At 67.1% G+C, this 24,904-nt stretch carries 20 protein-coding genes; 12 read left to right on the forward strand and 8 right to left on the reverse strand.

What is annotated here, in order from left to right; all coding sequences use genetic code 11:
* Nucleotides 1-3 precede the first annotated feature (3 nt).
* The 5 genes from ACV530_RS31015 (at nt 4) to ACV530_RS31035 (ending at nt 9,880) form a co-directional block, all read left to right on the forward strand.
* A complete protein-coding gene (locus ACV530_RS31015) occupies nt 4-2,250 on the forward strand; it encodes a protein kinase domain-containing protein (protein WP_494335989.1) in 2,247 nt (748 codons plus the stop codon).
* A 71-nt stretch (nt 2,251-2,321) separates the two neighbouring features.
* Nucleotides 2,322-4,421 (forward strand): protein kinase domain-containing protein, encoded by a 2,100-nt coding sequence (locus tag ACV530_RS31020; protein WP_494335990.1) that lies wholly within the window; start codon nt 2,322-2,324, stop codon nt 4,419-4,421.
* Between the two features lie 53 nt (nt 4,422-4,474).
* Nucleotides 4,475-5,398 (forward strand): protein kinase family protein, encoded by a 924-nt coding sequence (locus tag ACV530_RS31025; RefSeq protein WP_494335991.1) that lies wholly within the window; start codon nt 4,475-4,477, stop codon nt 5,396-5,398.
* A 64-nt stretch (nt 5,399-5,462) separates the two neighbouring features.
* Nucleotides 5,463-7,718, forward strand: coding sequence for a protein kinase domain-containing protein (locus ACV530_RS31030; RefSeq protein ID WP_494335992.1), 2,256 nt, complete (start codon nt 5,463-5,465; stop codon nt 7,716-7,718).
* Between the two features lie 41 nt (nt 7,719-7,759).
* Complete coding sequence (locus ACV530_RS31035) at nt 7,760-9,880, forward strand: protein kinase domain-containing protein (RefSeq protein WP_494335993.1); 2,121 nt, start codon at nt 7,760-7,762, stop codon at nt 9,878-9,880.
* A gap of 18 nt (nt 9,881-9,898) precedes the next feature.
* On the opposite strand, the gene ACV530_RS31040 is transcribed toward ACV530_RS31035, so the two are convergent.
* A complete protein-coding gene (locus ACV530_RS31040) occupies nt 9,899-10,630 on the reverse strand; it encodes a hypothetical protein (RefSeq protein ID WP_494335994.1) in 732 nt (243 codons plus the stop codon).
* Entirely contained in the window at nt 10,630-11,988 is a 1,359-nt protein-coding gene (gene eccE, locus ACV530_RS31045; RefSeq protein WP_494335995.1) for a type VII secretion protein EccE, read from the reverse strand. The genes ACV530_RS31040 and eccE overlap by 1 nt, the downstream gene beginning before the upstream one ends.
* A 135-nt stretch (nt 11,989-12,123) precedes the next feature.
* On the opposite strand from eccE, the gene eccB reads away from it, so the two are divergent.
* The 6 genes from eccB (at nt 12,124) to ACV530_RS31075 (ending at nt 19,093) form a co-directional block, all read left to right on the forward strand.
* A complete protein-coding gene (gene eccB / locus ACV530_RS31050) occupies nt 12,124-13,740 on the forward strand; it encodes a type VII secretion protein EccB (RefSeq protein WP_494335996.1) in 1,617 nt (538 codons plus the stop codon).
* A gap of 8 nt (nt 13,741-13,748) precedes the next feature.
* Entirely contained in the window at nt 13,749-15,002 is a 1,254-nt protein-coding gene (mycP, locus tag ACV530_RS31055; RefSeq protein ID WP_494335997.1) for a type VII secretion-associated serine protease mycosin, read from the forward strand.
* A gap of 118 nt (nt 15,003-15,120) precedes the next feature.
* Entirely contained in the window at nt 15,121-15,558 is a 438-nt protein-coding gene (locus ACV530_RS31060) for a DUF2563 family protein (protein ID WP_494335998.1), read from the forward strand.
* 1,526 nt (nt 15,559-17,084) lie between these two features.
* On the forward strand, nt 17,085-18,323 hold the full coding sequence (locus tag ACV530_RS31065) for a S8 family serine peptidase (protein ID WP_494335999.1): 1,239 nt from the start codon (nt 17,085-17,087) through the stop codon (nt 18,321-18,323).
* 72 nt (nt 18,324-18,395) lie between these two features.
* Nucleotides 18,396-18,737, forward strand: coding sequence for a WXG100 family type VII secretion target (locus ACV530_RS31070; RefSeq protein ID WP_494336000.1), 342 nt, complete (start codon nt 18,396-18,398; stop codon nt 18,735-18,737).
* A 56-nt stretch (nt 18,738-18,793) separates the two neighbouring features.
* Nucleotides 18,794-19,093 carry a WXG100 family type VII secretion target gene (locus ACV530_RS31075; protein ID WP_494336001.1) on the forward strand — a complete coding sequence of 100 codons (300 nt, stop codon included), beginning with the start codon at nt 18,794-18,796 and terminating at the stop codon, nt 19,091-19,093.
* Nucleotides 19,094-19,156: 63 nt separating this feature from the next.
* Here the strand turns inward: ACV530_RS31075 and ACV530_RS31080 are convergent, their stop codons facing one another.
* The 3 genes from ACV530_RS31080 to ACV530_RS31090 all read right to left on the reverse strand — a co-directional run bounded on the left by ACV530_RS31080 (nt 19,157) and on the right by ACV530_RS31090 (nt 20,217).
* The gene (locus ACV530_RS31080; protein ID WP_494336002.1) at nt 19,157-19,390 is read right to left on the reverse strand and encodes a DUF397 domain-containing protein; all 234 of its coding nucleotides are present in this window, start codon (nt 19,388-19,390) and stop codon (nt 19,157-19,159) included.
* Nucleotides 19,391-19,535: 145 nt separating this feature from the next.
* Nucleotides 19,536-19,742 (reverse strand): hypothetical protein, encoded by a 207-nt coding sequence (locus tag ACV530_RS31085; RefSeq protein ID WP_494336003.1) that lies wholly within the window; start codon nt 19,740-19,742, stop codon nt 19,536-19,538.
* On the reverse strand, nt 19,729-20,217 hold the full coding sequence (locus ACV530_RS31090) for an ATP-binding protein (protein WP_494336004.1): 489 nt from the start codon (nt 20,215-20,217) through the stop codon (nt 19,729-19,731). The genes ACV530_RS31085 and ACV530_RS31090 overlap by 14 nt, the downstream gene beginning before the upstream one ends.
* 269 nt (nt 20,218-20,486) lie before the next feature.
* On the opposite strand from ACV530_RS31090, the gene ACV530_RS31095 reads away from it, so the two are divergent.
* Nucleotides 20,487-21,338, forward strand: coding sequence for a helix-turn-helix domain-containing protein (locus ACV530_RS31095; RefSeq protein WP_494336005.1), 852 nt, complete (start codon nt 20,487-20,489; stop codon nt 21,336-21,338).
* A 212-nt stretch (nt 21,339-21,550) separates the two neighbouring features.
* Here ACV530_RS31095 and ACV530_RS31100 read toward each other — a convergent pair whose 3' ends face one another.
* The 3 genes from ACV530_RS31100 to ACV530_RS31110 are packed head-to-tail and all read right to left on the reverse strand — an operon-like array spanning nt 21,551 to nt 24,745.
* A complete protein-coding gene (locus ACV530_RS31100; RefSeq protein ID WP_494336006.1) occupies nt 21,551-22,450 on the reverse strand; it encodes a hypothetical protein in 900 nt (299 codons plus the stop codon).
* A gap of 26 nt (nt 22,451-22,476) precedes the next feature.
* A complete protein-coding gene (locus tag ACV530_RS31105; protein WP_494336007.1) occupies nt 22,477-24,300 on the reverse strand; it encodes an alpha/beta hydrolase in 1,824 nt (607 codons plus the stop codon).
* A gap of 7 nt (nt 24,301-24,307) precedes the next feature.
* Nucleotides 24,308-24,745 carry a hypothetical protein gene (locus tag ACV530_RS31110; RefSeq protein ID WP_494336008.1) on the reverse strand — a complete coding sequence of 146 codons (438 nt, stop codon included), beginning with the start codon at nt 24,743-24,745 and terminating at the stop codon, nt 24,308-24,310.
* Nucleotides 24,746-24,904 lie beyond the last annotated feature (159 nt).

The following is a 24,904-nucleotide window of genomic DNA, read 5'->3' on the forward strand; positions in this document are numbered from 1 at the left end:
CACGTGTTCTTCCCTCTCACCCACGAAGACCCCGCGGAACTCGGCGGCCACCGGCTGCTGGCCAGGCTGGGCAGCGGCGGCATGGGCACCGTCTACCTCGCCCGCTCCGCCCGCGGCCGTACGGTCGCGCTGAAGACGGCTCACCGGCAGGACGACGACCTCACCCTGCGCACCCGGTTCCGGCTCGAGGCCGACGCCGCACGCGTCATGGGCGGCCGCTACGGCGCCGAGGTCTTCGACGCAGACCCCCTCGCCCCACTGCCCTGGCTGGCCACCGAGTACGTCCTCGGCCCGTCGCTCGACGCGGCGGTCACCATGGCGGGCCCGCTCCCGGAGCGAGCGGTACGCGCACTGGGCACCGTCCTGTGCGGAGCACTGGGACAACTCCACGCTTCCGACGTCGTGCACCGCGACCTGAAGCCGTCCAACATCCTCGTCTCCGCCTTCGGCCCGAAGCTCATCGACTTCGGCATCGCCCGTGCAGTCGGCGACGGCCGGCTGACGCAGACCGGCACCGCCGCCGGAACTCCGGCCTTCATGTCCCCGGAACAGGCCGCCGGGCAGGAACACACCCCCGCGGGCGACGTGTTCGCCCTCGCCGGAGTCCTGGTCTTCGCGGCAACGGGACGCGGCCCCTTCGGCGCGGGCAACCCCGCCGACCTCCTCTACCGCGTCCGCTACGCCGAGCCCGACCTCACCGGTGTGCCGGACGGGCTGCTGCCCGTCCTGGCGGCCTGCCTGGACAAGGACCCGGCCAGCCGCCCGTCCACCGCCGAGCTGGCCGCGCAACTCGGCCCGGAGGAGCCGCAGTTCGCCGACGCACTGCCCGACGCGATCCTGGCGGACATCGCCCGGCGCGGCGCCGAGGTCTGGCGCGTACAGCCCCGCCGGGCGCCCGCACCACCGCCCGTACCCACGGCGCCACCGCCCTCCGGCCTGTCACGGCGCGGCCTGCTGGCCGTCGTCGGCGGCTCGGTGGCCGGCCTGGGCGCGGTGGCGGCGGGCGTCGCCTGGGCATGGTCCGCGGGCGGGAGCGGCGGTAGGGCGGCCGCCAAACCCTCGCCGTCCGCCTCCCGTCCACGTCGCCCGGCGAACGTCCCGGACCGTGCGGTGTGGTGGGCCACGCTCGACAAGTCTGACACCAAATCCGTCCCCATGGCGGTCGGTGACCTCGTCGTGGTGATGTCCCGCAAGGGACTGGTCGCGTTCGACGCCAGGACCGGCCAACGGCGGTGGACTTCCGAGGGGGTCAAGAACCCCCAACAGGTCACCACGGACGGCGAGCGGCTCTATACGTTCACACCACCGGGCACCACTGGCCGGACAGCACCCGTCCTCGCCTCGCTCGACATGAAGGACGGCAGCGCTCACACCGTCGATGCCGATTTCTCCGAGTTCTACGCGGATGAGAAGTACAAGCCGCCGCAGGCGTTGGCCGCGGTCGGTGGGACGGCGTTCGTCGCCGCCGGCAAGGACGATATCCAATCGCCCTGGAACCGGTATGTCCTGGCTGTCGACGTCCGTACGGGACAGCGACGCTGGCGCCGCGACTTCAGCCTTGACTTCATGTACAACGCAGAGCAGTTCGACGCCGGGATCACCGGCGACAAACTGGTACTGGCCCGTCAAGTCAACCATTACGTGAAGCGGGCCGGGAAGTACACCACGGAGAGCAAGCTCTGGGTGGGCGCCATGAGAACGAGCGACGGTGCCAAGGCGCTGGACCTGGACATCCCCGGAAAGAGCATGTCCGTACAGTCCCTCTTCCCTGGGCAACTCGCGGTGGACGCCGGGATCGTTTGCTGCCTCACGGGGAGAGTGTTGAGCGCGTGCCGCACAGTCGATGGCAAGAAGGTCTGGGAATTCGGCGAAGGACGCAACGACACATTCACCAAAGACCTTTCTCCCTACGGCAAACCGGCCGTCAAGGACGGAGTTGTCTATGCGGCCGAGGGGCTCACAGGCTTGGTCGCTCTGGACGCCACCCGCGGGAAACTGCTGTGGGAAGGCACCCTCAACGGCCTCGTACCCAGTCTCGACATTCCGCCCCTGATCGGCGACAAGCTGCTCTACGTCCCGGCCACGACAGGCAACCGCACGAAGATCGTGGCCCTCGACCGCGGTACCTACCGGATCGCCTGGGACACGGACATCCCCGGCGGCCTCGGCGGGGGCTTCAGCGTTCACCGGCGGGCCCGGATGATCGTCTGGGCGAGCGGCGACTATGTCTGTGCCATGCCCCTGGAATGAGCACCTGCATCCCGCCAACCCCTTGACCCGCCAACCCCCTTGACCCGCAACCCTGGAAAGACCCGAACCTCATGCGCTCTCTCGGTACCGGCGACCCTCTCCGGCTCGGTCCCTACCGGCTCATCGGGGTGCTGGGCGCAGGCGGCATGGGCAAGGTCTACCTCGGGCGGGACGACGCCGGACGGCCGGCCGCGGTCAAGGTGCTGCGGACGGAACTGGCCCAAGACCCGCAGATGTCCCAGCGCTTCCTCCGCGAAGCCCACACCGCACAGGCCGTACGCAGCGCGGGCGTTGCCCGTGTCCTCGGCGCGTGGACCGACGGCGGGCGGCCCTGGATCGCCACCGAGTTCCTCGCGGGGCCGACCCTCGACCAGGCCGTCGCTCACCACGGCCCGTTCGACGATACGGGCATACGAACACTGGGCGCGGCCCTCGCCCGCACCCTGCACGACATCCACGGGGTAGGGCTTGTACACCGCGACATCAAACCGTCCAACGTGGTGCTGACCTCCTCCGGCCCGCGCGTCATCGACTTCGGTATCGCCCGCCCCGAACACGGCTTCACCCTCACCGCCACCGGCCACGTCCCGGTCACACCGGGCTTCGGTGCGCCCGAGCAGGTGTTGGGGCGGCGCGTCGGCCCGGCGGCGGACGTCTTCTCGCTCGGCGCGCTCCTGGCCTTCGCGGCCGGCGGGCGCCGGATCTTCGACGGCACCAACGTGGCTGCGGTGCAGTACAAGGTGGTGCACGAGGAGCCGGACCTCTCATCCGTACCGGACCGACTCCGCGCCCTGATCGAGCCCTGCCTGGCCAAGGAGCCGGACGGCCGCCCACTGCCGCCGCAGCTCGCCGCGGATCTCGCCCCACCACGCGGCGCCGAACGGATCTGGCGCAAGGGCCCGATCGCCGACGACATCGCACAGAGCGAAGCGGACGCCGGCAAGCTCGCGGAGTTCACCAGCGCACCCGCCTCCAAGCCACCGAGCCGGAGAGGCTTGATCACCGCGCTGGCAGTGGGCGGAGGAGCGGTCCTCGCAACCGGAGGCACCGGAGCGTGGTGGCTGCTGCGGCAGAAGGGTTCCTCGCTGGCCCGGCAGCCCGGCAACACCGCACCGACGGCCAGGACTTGGGTGGCGAAGCGTCTGACGCGGCCCGAGTACACCGACGGTGCCGCGCCGCCCGAGTTGTGGAGTGGTTACGTCCCGGGGGCGACGTCCCGGCCCGTTCCGGTCCGGGACCTGGTGGTGACCGATGGAGGTGGGGAGGTCACCGCCTACCGCGTGACCGACGGCACGGAGATGTGGAAGGTCAAGGGGGAGGGGTTCGCTGTGCCGTCGGACAAGCTCGTCGTGGTCGTCTCCCCGAAGGGCGATCTCATCGGTGTCGACAGTTCAACAGGCAAGCGGGTGTGGTCCGTCAGGACTGCCGTCAAACCCTCGGCTCTCATCGCCGCCGACCAGTCGACCGTGTACTTCACCGGCGGGGGCAGACTGTGTGCCTTCGAGATCCCCTCCCGGTCCTTCCCGTGGTCCATCACCCAGCCGGTGCCCAGCAAGGACGACAAGAAGGAATACGTCCTGGGTGCGGCAGGCGAGGGGCGTCTGGTGGCCGTCGGCACCGACGGCCACGCCGTCGTGCTCGACGCACGTACGGGGAAGACGGCATGGCCGCTGCCGGAGTCGAAGACCGGCAAGCGCATGCCCCCGGTCGTCTCCGGCGGCACTCTCTACATGGGCGGCAAGGCCCTGACGGCCTGGGACTTGAGGACGGGCAAGCAACTGTGGTCCGTGCCCGGGTCGGGCGACTGGGGCCCGCCGGGCATCGACGGCGACCTGCTGTACGTCACCGACGGCTCGCGGCTCAGCTGCCGCAACCGGCACGACGGCAAGACGGCGGTGTGGGAGCAGAACCTCGAGGACACCCAGCCGGCGCCACTGCCACCGGTGGCGCAGGGCAACACCGTCTGGGTCGCCCCCGACAACCTCCGGGGACCGACCGGCAACCTCCGGGGACGGACCGGATTCACCACCGTCCACAAGGACACCGGCCGGCCTGCCTGGACCTACGGCACCGTCGACTCCCTGGGCCTCGCCCGTTGGCAGATGGCGGGCGCGGACAACCGCGTATTCGTCGTCATCGACGACAAGTTGTACGCGATGCCCGTGTTCTGAGAAACGGGACGTACGCTCATCTTGCCGTCAAAGCTCTGAGGAGAACACCGCCCATGGAACCGCTGCGCCAGGACGACCCGCGACGGATCGGCCCGTACGGCGTGGTGGCCCGTTATGAGCCCTCAGGCGCAGAGCGCCGGTTCATCGCACGCGGCGCGAACGGCGACCGTACGGTGCTGCTCTGCGTACCGCTCGAGACCGCCGACCCGCAGCGCCTCGCCGCCTTCGCCGCCGAGGCGGAGGACGCTCGGCGGCTGTCAGGACCCTGGCTCGCGCCGGTCGACGAGACTGGCGAGGCGGGCGAACTCCCTTGGTACGCCTCCCCGTACGTCCCCGCCCTGCCACTGCCCGCCGCGCTCGCCGCACACGGCGGACCGCTGCCGGAGCACACCGTACGCGCCATGGGCGCCGCACTGGCCGAGACGCTCGCCGCGCTCCACGCATCGGGCGTGACACACGCGGGCGTTTCACCCTCCGCAGTCCTGCTGGGCGCCGAAGGCCCCCGGCTGGCGTCCTTCGGCGCAGTACGCGCCGCGGCGCCGGACGGCGAACCGCGTACAGGGCTGCCCGGTTGGGCCTCCGGCACCGTGCCGCCCGAGCAACTGTCCGGCGGACGCCCGCGACCGCTGGGCGACGTCTACGCCCTCGGCGCGACCCTGGCGTACGCGACCACCGGACACACCGTCCCGGAACGGAGCGAACTGCCGGAAAGCCTGCGCCGCACCGTCTCCACCTGCCTCGCCCGCGACCCTGCCGACCGGCCGTCCATGGAGCAGCTGGCGAACGAACTGGCGGGCGGCGACACGGCCCCCGGCGCCGGATTCGGCGCCGCGCCGCAGGCATTCGAGCCTGAATCGACCGTGCTGGGTGGCGAAGTGAGCCGCGCGGCCGGGCTCTTCGGGCCGGGGTGGCTGCCCGCCCGGGTCATCGTGGCCATCGCCCGCCAGTCCGCTGAGCTGCTTTCAGCGGCTGGTTGACGCGTAGGTAGGCTCCTGTGCTCGTAGATCCCGTAGGGGAGATTACGAAGGGGAGTTGCCGTCCATGGAACCGCTGCGTCATGACGACCCGCAGCAAATCGGTGCGTACCGGCTCGTCGCGCGGCTGGGCGGCGGCGGGATGGGCACGGTCTACCTCGGCCGCTCCGCCGACGGCCGTACGGTCGCGCTGAAGACCGTGCATGCGCGGTTCGCCGCGGACGACGCCTTCCGTGCCCGCTTCCGTCTGGAGATCGACGCGGCGCGGGTCATCGGCGGGCAGTACGGTGCCGCGGTCGTCGACGCGGATCCGTTCGCCACGACGCCCTGGCTGGCCACCGAGTACGTCCTCGGTCCGCCTCTGGACACCGCCGTGGAGGCGTACGGCCCTCTGCCGGAACGATCCGTCCGCGCCCTGGGCGCCGCGCTGGCCCGCGGACTGGGGCAGCTGCACCGGTCGGACGTCGTGCACCGGGACCTGAAACCGTCCAACATCCTCCTCTCCGCCTTCGGCCCGCGCGTCATCGACTTCGGCATCGCCCGCGCTATCGGCGATGACCGGCTCACCCGCACCGGCACCGCAGCCGGCACCCCGGCCTTCATGTCCCCGGAGCAGGCGACCGGCCTCGAACACACCTCGGCGGGCGACGTATTCGCCCTGGCCGGCGTTCTGGTCTTCGCGGCCACGGGACGCGGCCCGTTCGGCGGCGGCCAGCCTGCGGATTTGCTCTACCGCGTGCGGTACGCGGAGCCCGACCTGTCGGGGACCCCGGCCGGGCTGCTGCCCATGCTGTCGCAGTGCCTCGCCAAGGACCCCACGCGGCGTCCTGGCACGGACGAGCTGGCGCAATGGCTCGGCGGTGCTGACGGCGAATTCGCCGAGGTGCTGACCGATGCGGTACTGGCGGACATCGGCCGACGCAGCACGGAGGTCTGGCGCGTCCAGCCCCGCCGATTGCCGATGCCGCCGGAGCTCGTGGACGCCTCGACGGCGCCCGGTCCGCGGTCTTCCGCCGGTATGTCCCGGCGCAAGCTCCTTGTCACTGCCGGGGGTTCGGTCCTCGGCATCGGCGCGGCAGGGGCGGGAGCGTGGGCGTGGCTCGGGCGGAAGAGCAGCGGCGGCACTCCGCCGAAGCCGACGCCGTCGCGGTCCTCGGCCCGGCCCCGCCCGGCGGGCATTCCGGAGAGCGCGGTGTGGTGGGCGACCGTCGACAAGGCCCATGAGGCGTTCGTGCCAATGGCGCTGGACGACCTGGTCGTGGTGTTGACCGGCAAGGGGCTGGTGGCACTTGATGTGAAGAGCGGGAAGCAGAGGTGGGTGAGCACCAAGGTCACGAGTCCCTTCCAGGTGACCACGGACGGGGAGCGGCTGTATGCGTTCCTGCTGAGGGACAAGGACCAGGGGAGCCTGGGGCTCTATTCCCTGGATCTGAAGGATGGCAGCACGCGGGTTATCTCCGAGAACTTCCCAGATTTCTATTCGATTGATTTCTTCGTCCAGGTCCAGGCTCTGGCCGCGGCTGACGGGACGGTCTATCTCTTGGCCTGCAAGGGCAAGCTGAATGCCAAACCCGAGGCGTCCACGACCAGTTACCACATCATTGCTGTAGACGCCCGCACCGGAAAGGAGTGGTGGCGGTATCACGTGGGCCATCTCGACCTTTCCTACAAGGGAAACCAGTTTTCTGCGGCGGTTCTCGGCGACCGTCTGATGCTCACGCGGACCAACACGGACAGGAATGACGACTGGCTGGGTTCCGTCAGGACGAGCGATGGAGCCGAGGCATGGAAGACGGTTGTTCCCCGGGTGCTCGGTGACGTCGACGCCACGAATCTGCCCGGGCAGTTGGCGGCGGAAGGCAAGGATGCCTTCGTCAGCGGCAAGAGGCTGGGCGCGTACCGTGCAGCCGACGGCAAGACGGCCTGGGAGGTCGGGGCTGGCCGCGACGTGGGCCGTATCGAGGAAGGCACCAGGTCGTACGGAAAGCCTGCGGTCAGGAACGGTGTCGTCTATGCGGCCGAGGGAACGCGTGGGCTTGTCGCCGTCGCGGCCGACAGCGGAAAACCGCAGTGGGTGGCGAGCCTCGAAGGTCTGACACCGGGCCTCGGCCTGCCTCCCGTTGTCGGTGAGAATTTCGTCTATGCCCAGGCGATGGGCACCGGAAACCGCCCGAGGATCGCGGCCGTCGATCTCCGTGCCCGTCGGGCCGCATGGACGATCGACGTTCCGGGCGGCCTTGGCGCGGGTCTTGTGGCGCATCGGCGTGGCAGGGTGATCGCCTGGGCAAGCAACGATTTCGTCTGTGCCACCCCTCTCGAATAACACCACTTTCCATCTCCTTTCGGCAGGAAGACATCCACAGCATGGAACCTCTCGGCACCGGCGATCCGTTGCGCCTCGGCCCCTACCGGCTCATCGGAGTCCTCGGCGCGGGCGGCATGGGCAAGGTCTATCTCGGCCGTGACGGTGCGGGTGTCACCGTCGCGGTCAAGGTGCTGCTCCCGGAGCTGGCGGGCGACCCGCACATGTCCCAGCGCTTCGTGCGGGAGGCCCAGGCCGCACAGGTGGTCCGGAGCGCAGGCGTCGCGCGTGTGCTCGGGGCGTGGACCGAGGGCGGACGGCCGTGGATCGCGACCGAGTTCCTGGCGGGGCCGACCCTCGACCAGGCCGTCGAACGGTACGGTCCCCTCGACGAAGCCGCCGTACGGGCCGTGGGCGCAGCCGTCGCCCGTACGCTTCGGGACATCCACGCCACCGGGCTCGTGCACCGCGACCTCAAGCCGTCCAACATCGTGCTGACCTCGACCGGTCCGCGCGTCATCGACTTCGGCATCGCCCGCCCCGAACACGGCCTCACCCTCACCGCCACCGGCCAGGCCCCAGTCACGCCGGGCTACGGTGCGCCGGAGCAGGTCCTGGGACAGCGGGTCGGCCCGGCAGGCGATGTCTTCTCGCTGGGTGCGGTCCTGGTCTATGTGGCCACCGGCCGCCGCGCGTACGACGGTTCTCACGTGGCGGCCGTGCAGTACAACGTGGTGCACGGAGAGCCTGACCTCCAGCACCTGACGGAGCCGCTCCGCGCGCTGATCGCGCCCTGCCTGGCGCGGGAACCGGGCCACCGTCCCACGCCGGACCGGATCGCGGCGGCCTTCGCGCCGCCGCACGGGGCGGAGAATGCCTGGCGCAAGGGTGCGCTTGCGGCCGACATCGCACAACGCGAGTCAGAAGCGAGGAAGTTGGCGGCAATCTTCACCGCCGATACAGAGCCCGCCCACACGACGCGAAGGAGCTTCGTCACTGCCCTGGTGGCGGGTGGAGCCATGGCCACGGTCGCAGGAGGCGCCGGCATCTGGTGGGCGGTGCGCAAGGATGGCACACCGGGCACGGAGCCGACCCCGCGCGCGAGCACCCCGTCGGCGAAGCCCTGGGAGGCCGAGCGCCTGACGGTGGGCCAGTACAAGGACGGTGCTGCACCGGCGCCGTTGTGGGGGCCGGTGACCGTGACTTCCTCACCTGCCTCTGCACCTTTGCCGGTCCACGATCTTGTGGTGGTCAACGCTGAACGCGGCGTGGTGGCCTATCACGTGACCGATGGCAGTAAGAAGTGGGCTGTGAGTGGCGGCGATTGGGGCGCTCCCTTCATCGCGCCGTCGGACAAGCTCCTTGTGACCACCAATCGCTCTGGCTGGTTCATGGGTCTCGATATTTCCACAGGCAAGGAGCGGTGGGCGGTCAACTCCGGTAAGAACCTGAATGGCTTCCTCGGGACCGACGGCAAGGCCGTATATTTCGAGTACTGGGACAAGGATCCGAAGGCGAGGTGTCTGGGTGCCTTCGACCTGTCGTCCCATTCCGTCCCATGGTCCCGTCCCATGCCTGTGCGACGTGACGTGAGCGATCCAGCCTTGGGGGCTGTCAACAGCGGTCGACTTGTCGTGTCGGGCGTCGATGGCAACATCGTTGTCCTTGATGCAGGAACGGGGCGGCAGGTGTGGAAGCTGGCCGGACAATCAAAGGCCGCTCGTGGCATGGTCCCGGTGGTGTCCGAGGGGGTCGTTTACCTGGGTGGCAAGACCCTGACTGCTCGCTCCCTGAAAGATGGCAAGGAGATATGGTCTGCGGCTGCCAAGAACAAGGCGGATCTGTACTGGGGTGGATGGACCCCGCCGGCCATCGACGGTGACATGCTTTACGCCATAAACGGCGCGCAGCTCAGTTGCCGGAGGAAGCAGGACGGCAAGGTGCTTTGGACGCAGGAACTCGGAGACGTCATGCCGCCGCTCACACCTCCGGTAGTGCAGGGAAATACTGTCTGGTTCGACCCCGACTCCAACGGTCAAATGGGTGTCGCAGCCGTACACAAGGATTCGGGAAAGTCTGCCTGGACCTATAAGCAAGAAGGATCAGACTGGGTGATGTCCGGTGCGGACAACCGTGTGTACTTGGTGCGGAACGACACCATGACCGTCATGCCCGTGTTCTGAGCCCGTGGCTTCGCAGCCTCAGTCCATCCGCCGCGCCGTGCCCAGCAATCCCGCCTCGGGGTCGGTCGGTTGCGTGGTCACGTACACCCGCGAGGAGCGCGTGCACCACAGGGTGACCCCGTCCGGAAGGTTCGGCAGCGCTTCGACATCAGCGGCTGACAGCCCCATCGTCCGCCCGATCTGCTGTGCCTCCTCCGGGGACACCCGCTGGATGCCCACCAGACCCGCGTGCGTCATCAGTCGTGTGGTCGTCGGGCCCGGATAGGGGAGCAGGGTCACCACGGCCTGCCAGGGCGCGGGGCCGACCCGGCCGTGCGGCGGGCGTACACCGCAGTCGCGGACGATCAGCACGGGGCTGTGCACCGACGCACCCTGCGGCGGTACGCGGCCGACATCGTGCAGGGTGATGGACTGCTGCCCGGTGTTGGCCCCTTGCGCCAGCGCGCTCCACAGCTGCTGCCGCCCCGTCTCCACCGCGACCCGCGCACCCGTGCCGACCGTCCGCAGGGCGAGGACCTGTGCCGTCCACGCCCCGCCGACCAGGAGCACGTCGAAGGGGGCCGGGCGGAAGAGCCCGAGCACGGCAGGCGCGCCCTGCGCGTCCGTGCCGATGACCACGCCGTCGTCGCCGACCGGCAGGCCCAGCATCTCGAGCTGCTCGGGACCGACTTCGTGCTGCCCGCGCCTGGGCCCGCGCAGGCCGAAGCCGAACCGCGGCTTGCGCATCGCCGGAACAGTGGGGGTGGTCATCAGCGCGTTCCTCCCAGCGGCAGGGTGGCCAGCACCCCGGGCACCTGCTCATGGTCCAGCCGGACCAGCCCGACCTTCACTCCGCGCGCCGCCCGCTCCAACTCCCGCCGGACATCCGCCAGTTCATCGGCACTGCGGCCGCACACCCGGACATGACCGGTCAGGGACGGCACCTGCTGCCCGCCGTTCGCCCGGCCGCGTCTGAGCGTCAGGCTCAGGGTCGACGAGAGCGCCGGCAACGACGTGAGCAGCGCGGCCAACTGCGGCAGCGAGGCGGCACCCGGCCCCAACTGGGGCCAGCGCCCCACCCAGTAGGCCGTGTGCCAGCGGTCGTCGCACCGCCAAGTGCGCGAAGTCTCGACCGTACGCCGCCCGGGCGTGGCCGCCCGGCTCGCCTGCGCCGTCGCGGCCGGGTTGACGTTCGCCGCCACCGACACCGCGGAGGTCAGCTCCTCGCCGGACAGCACCGTGGCCGTGAACCCGGCGCCCTTCAGCCGGCTCGCCAACTGGTCGGCCGCGCGCAGCACACAGCGCCGGGCACCCTCCACCCCGCCGCCGCGGGCCGCGACGGCCTCCGGGCACAGCTCGGGGTCGAGCTTCAGGGCGACCCAGGTCAGCCGCACGGCGGGCGAACCCGTCTGGGCCTGCAGCGCCGCGTAGTTCCGGGCGGCCAGCCCCTGGCTCGGCAGATGCGGCGCGGGCGCGGGCAGGGCGCTCTGCACCACCTGTATGGACTCCAGGTGGATGTCGGCGACATCCATCACATCCCGCAGCAGCGCGAGCGGCAGCGCCTTCTCCACGCGGTGCGGACGCAGCGGCGCGTCCACCGCCTCGATGCGCAGCACAGCCGTGACGAACGTACCGTCACCGACCACGCCCACCTGCCGGCCCTCGCGGTCGGTGAACGCATCGACGCGCAGCGCCGGTTCGCACTCCACGACCGGCGCCAGCCGGGGATCCACGCCCACCGGGGCCGCATCCTTGGCCGCTCGCCGGCTCCGCTGCCGCAGGGCCACCCACGCACCCAGCCACTCGACTATCGGACGCCGCGCCCGCCGCACCACGGCGAGCAGCACCAGCACCACGGCCAGCACTCCCGCTGGCACCAGCATCATCCGGCCGCCGGCGACCCAGGCCGCCAGCACGACAGCAGCGGCCACCTCGACCAGCACCAACTGCTGCAACCGCACCGGGCCAACGCGCCCCGGCTCCGCCGCGATCCGCGGCACAACCGCCACAGGTTGTGCTGTCACCGTGGACGCGGACGTACGCGACCGCCCGCCCCGGCGCCCCGGCCCCTGCCGGTCCGCCGGACGATTCCCGGACCGCCCGGACCGTACGCGCGTTGCGACAGCCATCCGCGCCGCTACCCCCTCGAAGAACCGAATGTGGACTACCGGCATAGTAGAGGCTCCCTACGACAACGGGACCGAGGGCAAGGGCCTGCCCGACCGACTCAACCAAGGCTGACAACCGGGGAGAAACAGCTACAGATGGCATCACGGCGGGATGAGCTCAACGCCTACACCTTTGCGAGAAAACGGACGGTTGCCGCATTCCTCCAACCGTCGTCCACCGGTACCGAGGAAGGCGCCCCGCGTCCGCTCCGGACGGTGCTCCCCGGCATCGTCGTCGGCGCCCTGCTCGTAGCGGGCTTCGGCGCCTGGGGCATGTTCAAGCCCACCGCCCCCAAGGGCTGGGACGACGTCGCCGCCCACGTCATCGTCGGCAGCGACTCCACCACCCGGTACGTCGTGCTGATGACGGACGGCAAGAAGCAGCTCCACCCCGTGCTCAACTTCGCCTCCGCCAAGCTGCTCCTCAAGGGCGAGAGCTCCTCCGTCATCAAGGTGAAGGAGTCCGAGCTCGACAACGGCCACATCCCGCGCGGCCCGACGATCGGCATCCCGTACGCGCCGGACCGCCTGCCCGGCTCCGGCGAGGCCGGCAAGAAGAAGCAGTGGGCCGTGTGCGAACAGCCCGGCGGCAACGGCCGGACCACGCAGAAGGCCGTCTTCCTCTTCGCCGACCGCGACCCCAAGCTCAAGAAGCTGACCGGCAGCCAGCGCCTGCACGGCAGCCAGGCCCTCTACGTCCAGGGCCCGGACGACGCTGGACCGCGCTACCTCGTCGACCCTCAGGGCACCAAGTACTTGCTCGGCGGCCCCGACTGGGATAGCGCCAGCCCCGCCGACCACAACCTGCTGCTGCGCTCCATCTTCAAGGACGGCGCCCGGCCGCAGCGCGTCACCAAGGACTGGCTGAACACCTTCAACGATGGCACCCCGATCGTCTTCCCGGACGTACCGGGCGCCGTCGGAGCCAACGCCGGGATCCCCACCCTCCCTCCGAATGCCAACAAGGTCGGCATGGTCCTGGAGGCCCCCACCGGCACCGGCACCCAGAACTACGTCGTCCTGCCGGGCAAGGTGCAGCGCGTTTCCGAGTTCGTCGCCAAGCTGCTCCTCAGCAGCAAGAAGCTGGCCTCCCTCGGCCAGGCGGGCACGCCCGCGCGCGTCAGCGCCGCCTCCTTCACCCCGAGCGACGAGGAGTTCTCCGGCGCGTACCACTGGCCCGCTCAAGTACCGCAGCAGGTCAACTCGGTGGACGCGACCGCGGGGGGCTCCGCCAACAACACTGTCTGCAGCATCTTCGGCGGCCTCACCTCCCAGGGCACCCCTGAACTCGGCACCTGGGCGGGAGGCGACTACCCGGCCACCATCCCGGACGGCGCCAGCAGCGCGTATGTCACGCCCGGTTCCGGACTCCTCTACCGGCAGGTGACGGGCCACCAGACGAAGAGCGGCTCGGTCTTCCTCATCACCGACACCGGCTTGCGCTACGCGGTCCAGTCCAACAACGACAGCGGCACCGGCAAGGCGAAAATCGGCAACGGCGACGACAAGAAGACCCCCGGCGCTGACGCCGACCCGGCCGACCCGGACCAGCAGGAGAGCCCGGCCCCTGCCCAGCCGCAGGTCAACGAGGCTCAGACCAGGCTCGGTTACCAGAACGTGGACCCCGTCCCCGTACCGGCGAACTGGTCCAACTTCCTGCCGACCGGACCCCGCCTGGACACCAACAGCGCCAAGCAGCCGCAGGGCGCGTAGGGGACGACGTGACCACACCCGTACGCCTACGCCGCAGGACCACCGCCGCGGCCCTGACCCTGCTCACCACGGCGGCCCTCACCGGCGCGGCCCCTTCGCCCGCCGCACGGCTCTCCCTCGCCGGAAGCGGCGAATGCACGTACCCGGCCAAGCAGATCAAGGGCACGCCCTGGTCGCTGCAACGCGTGCTGCTCGACCAGCTCTGGCAGAACACGATGGGCAAGAACGCCAAGGGCCGGTCCGTCCGCGTGGCTGTCATCGACACCGGCGTCGACATCTCCAACCCCCAGCTCAAGGGCGCCGTGGACGCCAAGGCGGGGGCCGATCTCCTCTCCGGCCCCAAGGACCCCGACAAGGGCCAGACCCATGACGCCGTCGGCCACGGCACCAAGGTGGCGGGCATCATCGCCGCCCGCCCCGCCCCGGGAACGGGTTTTGTGGGCCTCGCCCCGGAATCCACCATCATCTCGATCCGCCAGAACGACGAAAAGGGAACCGGAACTTCCAGGACCCTGGCCGCAGGCATCAAGAAAGCCATCGACGACGGCGCCGACGTCATCAACATTTCTCAGGACACCACCAAGGCGCTGAAGCCCGATTCGGATCTCGAACTCGCGGTGAAGGACGCCCTGGCGCGCGACATCGTGGTCGTCGCCTCGGCAGGCAACGACGGCTTGGACGGATCCGTCAAAAGCACCTACCCGGCGGCCTACCCCGGCGTCCTCGCGGTCGGTGCCTCCGACCGCAACAACGAGCGCGCCTCGTTCTCCCAGTCCGGCGACTTCGTCGGCGTCGCCGCTCCCGGCGTCGGCATGGTCTCCACCGTGCCGAAGGGCGGCCAGTGCGTCGACAACGGCACCAGCTTCTCCGCCCCGTACGTGGCCGGCGTCGCCGCCCTGATCCGGGCCAAGCACCCGGACTGGAAGCAGAACCAGGTCGTCGCACAGATAGAGCAGACCGCCGAGCGTCCCACCAACGGCCACGACCCCTACGTCGGCTGGGGCGTCGTCGACCCGGTCCGCGCCCTCACGGATGACGCCCACCCCGTCGACCGCGTGACGATCGACAAGAGCTCGGCGCGCGACGTCCGCGCCCCGGCTCCGGCGGCCCTGGTCCTGGGGGAGACCCCCGAGCAACGACGGGAACGCCTAGCCACGTACGCGCTCGGCGCGACGGCGGTTGTGGTCGCTGTGATCGGGGGTACGGCCGTGGTGCTGCGCGACCGGAGACGGCGCCGGGCCGATGGTACGGATCGAAACTAGTTCCGAAACTGTCAAGGACCCTTGACGGGAAAGTAGTTGGTGACCACACGCTGTGTGGATACAGTTGCTGGCTGGCAGCTGTGGTGAAACTGTATGGGGGAGGGACACAGTGCAGCCGGTGGACCGCGGCGACAGAACGCACACGTCGTTCGGCAAGAGCAACCTGGTCAAGGAAGCGGAGACGCTCACCAAGTTCAAGAGCCGGATCGACGAGGTTCTGAAGAACCTCGAAAAGTCGCCCTCATCCCAGAAGTCGATCGGTGACCTGAAGATCGCCGGAGATTCCTACGGCAACTTCTCGACGGCAACGCAACTGGCCGGTGTGTACGACAAGGTCCACCAGCAACTCGCCGAGATGTCGAAGACATTCGGCGACCTGATCGAGGGCATGGGCCTCGCCGCCCTGGCCGCCGAGCACGGCTACGACAGCCTCGACGCGGAAGAGGCGGCCCGGCTGCGCGCCATTCAGCAACGCGTGCGAGATCACTACCACGACGATACGCAGCCCAAGCCGGGTGAGCCGAAGCGCGGCAGCGGCAAGCAGATGGAAAGCTAGGTTCCGGGTTCCGGGGAGGGGATCAACATGACCGGCAAGCCAGGGGGCGGTTACGGCCCTCCCTTCGACGGCTACAGCTTCGACGAACTCGTGAGCATGCTGGCCAGCGCCAAGGAAAGCCCGCTGTTCCACGCGTCCGAGACCTTGAAGCTGGTGCACGACGACATCAAGGGCATCGGCGAGGAGATCAAGTCCCACATCGAGCACGTGAAGTGGGAGGGCGACGGCGGCGACGCCTTCCGCCAGTGGGGCAGCCACATGGTCCTGCAGACCTACGCCATGGCCGACTACGCCAAGAACGCCGGCGACATCATGGGCGCGGCGGGGCAAGGCCTGAGCAAGGGCAAGAGCCACATGCCGACTGCTGCCAGTGAGCTCTGCTCCACGGACCAGAAGCCGGTGCAGCACGCGTGCGGCCGTGATGAGAAGCACGAGGCTGCCATCCAAGCGATGACCACCGTGAACTCGTACTACGAGGTCGCGGTCAAGGATTTGGGCGGGCTCAAGGAGCCGAACTTTCCGCCGATGCCGGCGGTGGCCTTGCCGGGCGGGGGATTTAATGACGGGGAAAGGGAGACGCCAATTGGCGCGGCTTCGGCGGGCCCTGGTGTAGGCGGCTCGGGCAGTACGCCTTCGGGCAGTTCACCTCTGGCAGAGTCATCGTCCGTTGCCGAATCAAACAGAAACACACCGGTCGGTACAGGTCCCACGGGTGACGACGGATCGACTGGGAGAGAGCACATGCCTCAGCCCACCGATCGCACAACAGGCACAAGGGTCGACTCCACAACGACCCTTCCTTCGCCTAGCCACACCACTACGCCGCCTCCGTCAACTCCTGTGCCCGACAGCCGGGTGCACCCGAACGGACACGTGCCGCCGCAAAGCCCTGTGGTACTGCCTCCTGTCGTGCCGAGTAAACCCACTTCGCGCTCGACTGGTCCCATCACGCCTGGGCGCGTTCCGTCTCTCCCGGGGGAGCCGTTGCCTCCCGTCAGCGGTGCGCCCGGACGCGTGCCGTCCGTCGGGTATCCCACAGGCTCCGGGCCTATTTCCGTAGCCCCGGGTGGTATCCCCCGGGTCGGTATGAACGATGGAGTGGTCGGCTCTGTGCCTGGGCGTCCCACCGGCCCGCCCGACACTCAACGGTTGTCACGCGGCTTGGTTGTGGGTGAGGAACGGTCCGTAGGAACCCGTGGGCCTCTTGGCGGAACACCGATGCCAATGGGAGGCCATGGCGCTGGTGCTGTTGGTGCGCCGAACAGTGGAGCTGCGCGACGGATCGCCAGGGAGCCGGGCAGAGCTGTCGGCTATCAGCCTCCGCGTGATAAAAGACGATCCGAATTCACCACGGGTGGTTCGGGGCTTGTACGCGGGGCAGCCGACAAGGAGGCTCACGAGCGCAGCCGGTCTCGCCAGAAATCCGGAGACACGGAGACCGGAACAAGCAACCAGCGTCCCCCGGTACCGCCGGTTGTCGAGTAGCTCGATAATTGGTCTTGTCCAGCCTCAAGGAGACCCACCACATGTCGTCGAAGTACCGCAGCCCGATCCGAGCTGCTGCGCTTGCGCTGGCTTCAATGGGGCTTGCTCTGTTCTCGCCGATGGGAATTGAGTCCATGGCGTCTGCTCAGGACTTCCGGTCCCAGGAATGGTACCTGGACAAGATGAATGCCGACGACATGTGGAGGGTCAGTAAAGGCAAGGGCGTTACGGTTGCTGTCGTGGACACCGGCGTGAACCCATCACTTCCGGAGCTGCGCGATCAAGTGCTGGATGGCGCAGACTTTTCCAGTGCATCCACTGGGGCGCATGTCGATGAACAAGGCCATGGATCGAACATGGCTGCCATCATCGCCGGTAACGGAGCTGGTGGAGGAATTCAAGGGATTGCGCCCGAGGCCAAGGTCCTTCCGGTCAAGGTCCAGGCCAAGAAAGCGGAGGTATTCGCCTGGGACCGCCTGATGGCCAAGGCCATTCGATATGCGGTGGATCAGCACGCCCAAGTCATCAACGTATCAATGGGCGCGGACGGAGTGAGCCAAGATTTCCGAGAGATTCAAGCGGCAGTCAACTATGCGTTGAAGAAGGGGAGTCTGATCTTCTCGTCCTCAGGTAACAGTGGAGACAAGGGAAATGCGCCGGCCTTTCCATCTGCGCTGTCAGGGGTTGTTGCCGTAGCGGCGGTCGATCGTGAAGGCACGGTGTCCAAATTCTCGACCTATGGCCCTCAAGTAGCGTTGGCCGCTTACGGGGACGAGATCGCCGGTCACTGTTTGAAGAACCGAGACAGGGACTGCACAGGATGGGGCACCAGCCCGTCGTCCGCCATCGCCTCCGCCTCCGCCGCCCTCATCTGGTCCGCCCACCCGGACTGGACCAACAACCAGGTCCTCCGCGTGATGATGCAGACCGCAGGCAAACCCACCGAGGGCGACATCCCCAGCAAGTACATCGGCTACGGTGGCGTCCGCCCCCGCAAGGTTCTCGTGGACGGAGAGGGCAACCCCGGCCCCCCGGACGTGAATCCACTCCTCGCGGCAGAGGGCGCGACAACGAAGGGCGCAGCCAATCCGTCACCCCCTGCGAGCCCAAGTGGCGAACGCGACCGCAACGCGCACGCTGGCTCCGCGGTCGCGGAACCTGCGGAACCCAAGCCAAGTGGCAACGACCACACCATGACCTGGATCGGAGCGGGAGCAGGCGCAGCCGTACTCGCCGCAGCGGCGGCCACTTTCGTGGTCGTCCGGCGACGACGGGGCTAAGTCCTCACCTCCTCCGGGAAGTTCCTTGGCGGCATCAGCCGCCAGCACACACACCACAACGAAAGGCGGAACATGTCTACCGGCAGGCAGCATGTAGATGACCAGCATTTCAAGGCATTCAACGACACCATGCACCGCGCCAGCACCGCGTTCCACCAGAACGTGCGGACGATGCTCGACACGCTCTCGCGGCTCGAGGGAGGCCAGTGGAAGGGCGGCGCGATGAACGCCTTCCGCACCGCGCAGACGACGCTCACCGAAGAGCACTCGTCGGTCAACCAGATGATCAAGAACCTCAATGAGGCAGTGGTCATGACCCACCGCGCCTCCGGTGCCACGGACACCGAGATTGAGGGCAGGATGAAGCGCGTTGACGCCGGCGGCGTCAGCGACAGCGCGATCGACAAATTCTGAGTCGTCGCCAGCAGGCCTGTAATTCACCACCACACAAAGACGGAGAGCAGAGAGAGATGCCTGGAGACAGCGGAGAGCTTGTAGTTCATTACAGCTCGCTGGAGGAAGCCTCGGTCGACATCAAGCATGTCGCGAACGCCCTCAAGTCCGAGCTCGAGGAGATGGCCAGCGCGTCGAAGAAGGTCGCGGAGGGCTGGGAGGGCGAGGCCTACCAGTCGATGCTGCAGGCCCATGACGCCTTCCAGAAGAAGGGCGACAGGATCCACGCTGCCCTGATGGATGTCGTGATGAACCTGCACGACGCGGGCACGCACTACCGGGACACGGACAAGAAGGCAGCCGGCTTCTTCCACTGAGGTCCATGTGGTCGAGCAGAGGGGGTGGGCAACCGTCGATCGGTTACCCACCCCCTCTCACGCTCAGGTCAGGTCGAACTCCCCGTCCCGCGCACCCAGTACGAAGGCCCGCCACTCGGACTCCGTGTAGCGCAGCACCGTGTCCGGATCCTCCGATGACCGCATCGCCACCGCGCCGCCCGGCAGATAGGCGATCTCGACGCGCGGCAGATCCGGAGGGCTGTCAGGAGCGCTCAGCCACTCGACGCCGGAGATGTCGAGGGCATACAGCTTCTCTGTCTCCTCTTGGGTTGCCATGGGTCAAGGACTCCCTTTCGGAAAGCGTCACTGTCGTCCAAGCAGGCGTGTAGCTCGGCCAGTTGACGCTGCTGGCAAGCATTATCCGTCAGCAGCGTACTCCGCGGAGCGGCCGCGTAAACCCGGAGTGACGACAAGATCCGCGTCATCCGGCCGATGCCGTGCGCAAGACGTCAACCAGCAACTGCGCCACCTCCGGCCGAACCCCACCGAGCTGGACGATCTCGTGTCCGCCGGCGACCTGCTCGACCCGCAGCGACGGCAGCTTGACCCCGTGCCGCGCCAGTTCAGTGCGCAACTGGGTCAGGGCGGCGTAGGCGCAGGGACTGTTCCGGGCGTCAGATCCGCGCATAGTTCCTCGCCGCCTCTCGCGGGAAGACGGTCCACATCTTGCTGCCGATCAGGGGTCGTCGAGCTTCCTCCAGCCCGCAGATGCCGCCGCAGACGGCAACGATGGCGTCCAACGTCGACAGTGCTTCCCGCCGCCGAGCGCGGCATTCGGCCGCGGTCTCCCTGGTGTGTGCCGGATGCTCGTCGAATACGGTCAGCCGCAGCATCCCGTACCGCCACCTCAGAGACAGGTGTGTTTCGCGACCAGGGGTGAACAGACAGGCGTTGGTGAGGAGTTCGGATGTCGCGAGCACGCCGAGGTCGGCCATATCGTCCAGGCCGTGCTCGGCGAGCAGATGTCGTACGAGCGTCCGGGCGGTAGCGAGGCAGTACGTGCCACCCGGTAGGCCGAGGGAGTAGTTGAGGCTTCCGGGGCTGGGTTTGTGGGGTGCGGCCGCCTGCATGTCGTAGGGCAGGCAGGGTGGGCTGATGCTCATGCGTCACTCCAAGCACTGTTGCGTGTAGGGGAGTTCTTGCACGCTGGCAGCCGCCGGTGGCTCACCTCCCTGGGATGGGCGCACCTGTCCCAGGGAAGGAAGGCGTGCTTATGGGGTGTACTTCCGGGCGCTGTCACGTGTGAGCGGTGCGTTACGGACTGTAGGGGTAGTCGGCTGTCTCGGACAACCTTGTCTGGAAAGACAACCCTGTCGATGGACCGCGCCCCAGCCTGCGCGGCATGCTTCGCTTGGAATCAGGGAGGGGTCACATGCCATCGAGGAGCCATCCGACCCAGCGGCAACGGCGTTTGGGGCTTGAGCTGCGCAAGCTCCGTGAGGCTGCGGGCATGAGCGCGGAGCAGGCTGGGGCGCTGGTCAACATCAAGGCTTACCAGCTCAGCCACCTGGAGGCTGGCCGTGTCGGCGTAAGCCCCAACCGCCTCAGAACCCTTGCTTGTAACTACGGCTGCGCAGACAGACTACTCGTGGGCGCGCTGGTGGAAATGTCCGACGAACGAGACAAGGGGTGGTGGGAGGAGTACCGCGGCGCCCTGCCGCCCGGCTACCTTGATATTGCCGAGCTTGAGCACGGGGCGCGTCGGATGCGTACGTCATCCAGTGTCCACATCCCTGGACTGCTCCAGACCGAGGAACACGCTCGTGCGGTCTTTGATGAGGCGGTATCGCCCTTGCCTGCAGATGAGTTGGAGATCAGAACCGCTCACAGGATGAGGCGCCAAGCTGTCCTCGTGCGCGAAGACCCACCACAATTCGAGGCAATCATTCATGAAGCAGCCTTGCGTATTCAGTTCGGTGGTCGCAAGGTTGCGGGCAAGCAGCTCGGCCACCTGCTGGCTGTAACCGAGCGGGAGCATGTGAGAATCCGTGTGATTCCCTTCACTTCGGGCGGTTTTCCTGGTGCAGGACAAACCGCACTGTATGCGTATGGTGCGGTTCCGCAGCTTGACACGGTGCAACTTGATGCGGCGCATGACACCGTGTTCCTCACTGCTGACCGGCAGTTGGAGAACTACAGGAGCTTGTTTGAACGCCTGGAGCGCAAGTCGCTACCACCGGAGCAGTCCCGTGCACTGATTCAGTCCATCGTCAAGGAAGTCTGAGAGGAGTGGCATGTCCGAGATTCAATGGGAGGAACCGTACTGCGCTGGCGGCGGCAATGCGTGTATCCAGATCGGTCTTACGTCGAGTGGTGCTCCGATACTGAGAGAGACCAGGCGTCCCAACGAGATGATCACCACCACACGTGAGGGCTTGCGTAACCTTGTCGAGGCCGCCAAGCGCGGGGAACTGGATCACCTGCTCTGATCAGCGGTCATGCCTCGGCGCGCAGCACCGGGGTGGTGGGGCTGGTGACGGCTACCAGGATGCTGCCGGTGGTTGAAGGGACGATTTGGGAGACGGTGCTGTCCTCAGTGTTGAGAGCAACGAGGGCAGGGATGCTCCCCGTAGGGGGGACGTGGCGTACCTTCCAGCCAGCGCTCTGGAAGTGGTCCCTGGCCCGCTCCATCGCCCGTATCCGCTCGCCCTCTTCCAGCGGTTCGGTCGACCAGGCATGGTGTATCCAGATGCCGTCTGCATCCTGGATCGTACGTAGTTCCTCACCCTCCTGCGGGGCGTGCCGGGCATGAAGAGCGTCGTAGATCCGGCTTGAGTGGCTGAGAACGCGACGCTGGGCGAGCTCGTCGGTCTGGGTGGGGTGCAGGGCAGTGGTGCTCGCTTGAGTTGCCGGGGAGGCGGCAGGGGAGAAGCAAGGGGAGGTGACCTTGATGGTGACGAGTCCTTCACCCTTCTTCTCGTCGAGGACTCCCGTGATCACATCCATCCAGAAGTCGTCCGGTGTGGTGCGCATATCGACGGAAGGAAACGGGCTGGACCAGTTCCCGTCGGCATCCGAGCCCTGGAATTGATAGCCCTGTTTGACCCAGGCATCCCGGGCCTGCCGCACCAAGTCTTTGGCTTGTGTTCCTGGAACTCCGGTGAGTTGGTAGGCAAGCCTCAGCTGTACCCGGTCGTCGTGACCGTGATCTTCTCGCGCCAGGCAGGCGCCGGCTGAGGGACCTTCGACGAGTTTCAGGGAAGGCTTCGGCGACATGCTGTCCACTGCCTGGTGGATGATTTGCTCGGCACGTTGTGTTGCCTGCTTTTCGTCCATCTTGATCTGCCTCGCATCGGATCCACATGCTGTCGTTGCGATGGCCGCGGCCAGGAGCATCGCGGCTACGGTTACCCTTCGCATTTTCACGACTGTCCCTTCGTCACGATCTTCGCCATATTATTGAGGGACTTCCCTTCCCAGTATTGTGAATGTGCAGGCATAAGTCCGTCCGACAACGGGAGTTTGCCGTCGTCGACCCCGAACGTCTGCCCACCGAAGGCGTGCGAGGTGGGGTCGTAGCCGTAGAGGACGTCATGATCGTTGAACCATCGGTAGTACGCCATGGGGTTCAGCGGAGCCAGTTGTCCCGGGTTGGGCGGGGCAAGGTTGATGAGGTCGCTTGCGGCAGTTGCCGACCACACGTGATCGGCGGGTATGTGCAGTTCCTCGGCGTGTTTGACACCAACTCCGGGGCTGCCCACAAATATTGCCTTGTCTACCGGGAGATCGGGATTGTCCCGCATGGTCTCTCCGGCTACAAGGCTGCCGTAACTGTGTCCTATAACAGTCGAATTCACGTGACTGCCGTGGGCAGCTTGGATTCCGGTTAGGAAGTTACCAAGCGGCTCGCGTGCATTGTTGGCAAACTTCGCATCTGTGGCATCGCTCATGATTGATTGCGGGGCATCGTAGCCAAGCCAGAGGATGGATGCCGTCTTGTGATTGGGGTCGGCATACTGCGCTGCCTTCTGCAGTTGCTCGGCGCGATTGATGTCTCCATTAATATCGCTCAATTTGGCCCCTGTGCCCGGTACGTAGGTTGCCACGTTGTCCGCGGTGTCAGGATTCCCGATAGAGATGACGACATGACCCAGGTTTTTGTTGTCGAAGCCGAGCAGGTATGAGTTTGGCTGGTTGTCATCTCCGGTCTTGTTGAGATGTGATTGAACGCTGTCAATTCCCTTGAGGCGGTCCTCAATCTCCTTCTTCTGCTCGTTCCACTCCTTCCACTCCTTGGTCTCGACCACCGCTCCCGGCACAGTGCGGCGCAGTTCGCGGTCATAGTACTTCTGATACCGTTCCGGCTCCTTTTTGAGCCAATCGTTCAACTCCATCCGGGTCTGGCCATGTGTCTCGTCGAGTATGGTTCGGTTCGCCTCATCGCGCACAGTTGTGGGAAGGCCATCCAGCTTGCCAACGCTGGCCGGGTACATGGCTGTGTAGTCGGACTTGTCTTGCTCTGAAAGCCCATTCCACCAGTCGCGGTTCTTCTCGGGAGTGCCGTTCTCGGGCGGCGGCTTGATGTGGCTCAGGTAGTCCTTTGCGCCATCGCGGACTTCGGCCATGTTCTGCTGGACATCGACCCAGTCCCGGTCGGAGACGGTCAGATCATCGTCGGCCGTCAGCCGCTTCAGTTTCGGTGCCCATTTCTCGTCAGTCTGGGTGGCGCTCTTGAGCGCCTCGGCTATGAGGTTGGCGCATTCCTGGGCGTGCTTGTAGTTCGGGTTGGGGTTGAAGTTGGCGGCCTGTTGGCCGACAGCCTTGGCCGTCTCGTCGGTGAGACCGTTCGCTGTGCCGCCCTGCGGTGCCTTGCCGTTGACCTGCTCGCCTGCTGCCGGGTAGCTGACCGAGCCGTCAGACCCGATCGTGAGCTTCCTGTTCTGTGCGAGCTCGATGGCGCTGTCAAGCTTCTTCTTGGCGGCCTGGATGTCGGACGCGAACGCGTTGAGGGCGGTGCTGGCCAGGCCGCACTCGGTCTGGATGTAATGGAAGTCCTTGGTGAGCTCCTGGAGTTGGTGCAAGGCGGCGTCCGCTGCATCGCCCTTGAGGGAACTCCGCATCTTGGCAGTGATCTCGTTGTCGAGACTCTCCCTGGCGTGGCCTGCCATTTCGCCGGTCGTGCGGTATCCCTTGGCTGCGTCCTCGTAGTCGGAGGGCTTCAGTGACTTGAGTGCTGCGAAGTCCATCGTCTGTTCACCGGCCCCGGTTCTGGCTGCCGGTGGCGGGGGTGTCCTTGTACTTGCCGTTCAACTCGTCGAACGCACCCTTGATTTCCTGGTCGTTCTTGTACTGGTGGTTGCCCGCCTTCTCGAGACGTTCTCGGAGTGCTTCGCATCTGCCGCTCACGCCATCGAGGTAGTGCTTCCAGGATTCGTAGACGGCCCGTTGGGCCGCAGCGGTCTGCACACCGCTGCTGGAAGCCAAGCCCTTCTGCCCCTGTTCCAGCGCCGATGACGCCTTCTTGGCGTTCCCGCCGAGTCGGCTCACACCGGATCCCGCTGCATTCCACACGCTTCTGTCGGACTTCACCCCACCCGAGCCGCCTGACTCGCTGGCGCTCGCCAGAGTCATCCCGGAGGCAGCAGAGGCCTTCCGCTTGAGCTGATCCCACTCCCCGTCGAAAGAGTCCACGCTCTCTCGCCCCTCCACCTCACGCTGTTCTCGGACACAACAGCGGCCGAGTCTACGGAGTCTTTCGAACGAGATCTTGAGTATCCGTACTCATGTCTGAGGTGATCCCTGTATGGCGACTGCTGATGCCACGTCAGCGGTGGATTGGTGACGTGGCGA

Source organism: Streptomyces sp. SX-6 (assembly GCF_059089585.1).

What these genes read in the sequence shown, in the direction of transcription:
- ACV530_RS31095 (WP_494336005.1), top strand. Translation starts at nt 20,487, where the DNA reads ATGCCATCGAGGAGCCATCCGACCCAGCGGCAACGGCGTTTGGGGCTT.
- ACV530_RS31070 (WP_494336000.1), top strand. Translation starts at nt 18,396, where the DNA reads ATGTCTACCGGCAGGCAGCATGTAGATGACCAGCATTTCAAGGCATTC.
- eccB (WP_494335996.1), top strand. Translation starts at nt 12,124, where the DNA reads ATGGCATCACGGCGGGATGAGCTCAACGCCTACACCTTTGCGAGAAAA.
- ACV530_RS31030 (WP_494335992.1), top strand. Translation starts at nt 5,463, where the DNA reads ATGGAACCGCTGCGTCATGACGACCCGCAGCAAATCGGTGCGTACCGG.
- ACV530_RS31100 (WP_494336006.1), bottom strand. Translation starts at nt 22,450, where the DNA reads ATGCTCCTGGCCGCGGCCATCGCAACGACAGCATGTGGATCCGATGCG.
- ACV530_RS31090 (WP_494336004.1), bottom strand. Translation starts at nt 20,217, where the DNA reads ATGAGCATCAGCCCACCCTGCCTGCCCTACGACATGCAGGCGGCCGCA.
- ACV530_RS31065 (WP_494335999.1), top strand. Translation starts at nt 17,085, where the DNA reads ATGTCGTCGAAGTACCGCAGCCCGATCCGAGCTGCTGCGCTTGCGCTG.
- ACV530_RS31075 (WP_494336001.1), top strand. Translation starts at nt 18,794, where the DNA reads ATGCCTGGAGACAGCGGAGAGCTTGTAGTTCATTACAGCTCGCTGGAG.
- eccE (WP_494335995.1), bottom strand. Translation starts at nt 11,988, where the DNA reads ATGGCTGTCGCAACGCGCGTACGGTCCGGGCGGTCCGGGAATCGTCCG.
- ACV530_RS31020 (WP_494335990.1), top strand. Translation starts at nt 2,322, where the DNA reads ATGCGCTCTCTCGGTACCGGCGACCCTCTCCGGCTCGGTCCCTACCGG.
- ACV530_RS31025 (WP_494335991.1), top strand. Translation starts at nt 4,475, where the DNA reads ATGGAACCGCTGCGCCAGGACGACCCGCGACGGATCGGCCCGTACGGC.
- ACV530_RS31085 (WP_494336003.1), bottom strand. Translation starts at nt 19,742, where the DNA reads ATGCGCGGATCTGACGCCCGGAACAGTCCCTGCGCCTACGCCGCCCTG.
- ACV530_RS31040 (WP_494335994.1), bottom strand. Translation starts at nt 10,630, where the DNA reads ATGACCACCCCCACTGTTCCGGCGATGCGCAAGCCGCGGTTCGGCTTC.
- ACV530_RS31105 (WP_494336007.1), bottom strand. Translation starts at nt 24,300, where the DNA reads ATGGACTTCGCAGCACTCAAGTCACTGAAGCCCTCCGACTACGAGGAC.
- ACV530_RS31080 (WP_494336002.1), bottom strand. Translation starts at nt 19,390, where the DNA reads ATGGCAACCCAAGAGGAGACAGAGAAGCTGTATGCCCTCGACATCTCC.
- ACV530_RS31035 (WP_494335993.1), top strand. Translation starts at nt 7,760, where the DNA reads ATGGAACCTCTCGGCACCGGCGATCCGTTGCGCCTCGGCCCCTACCGG.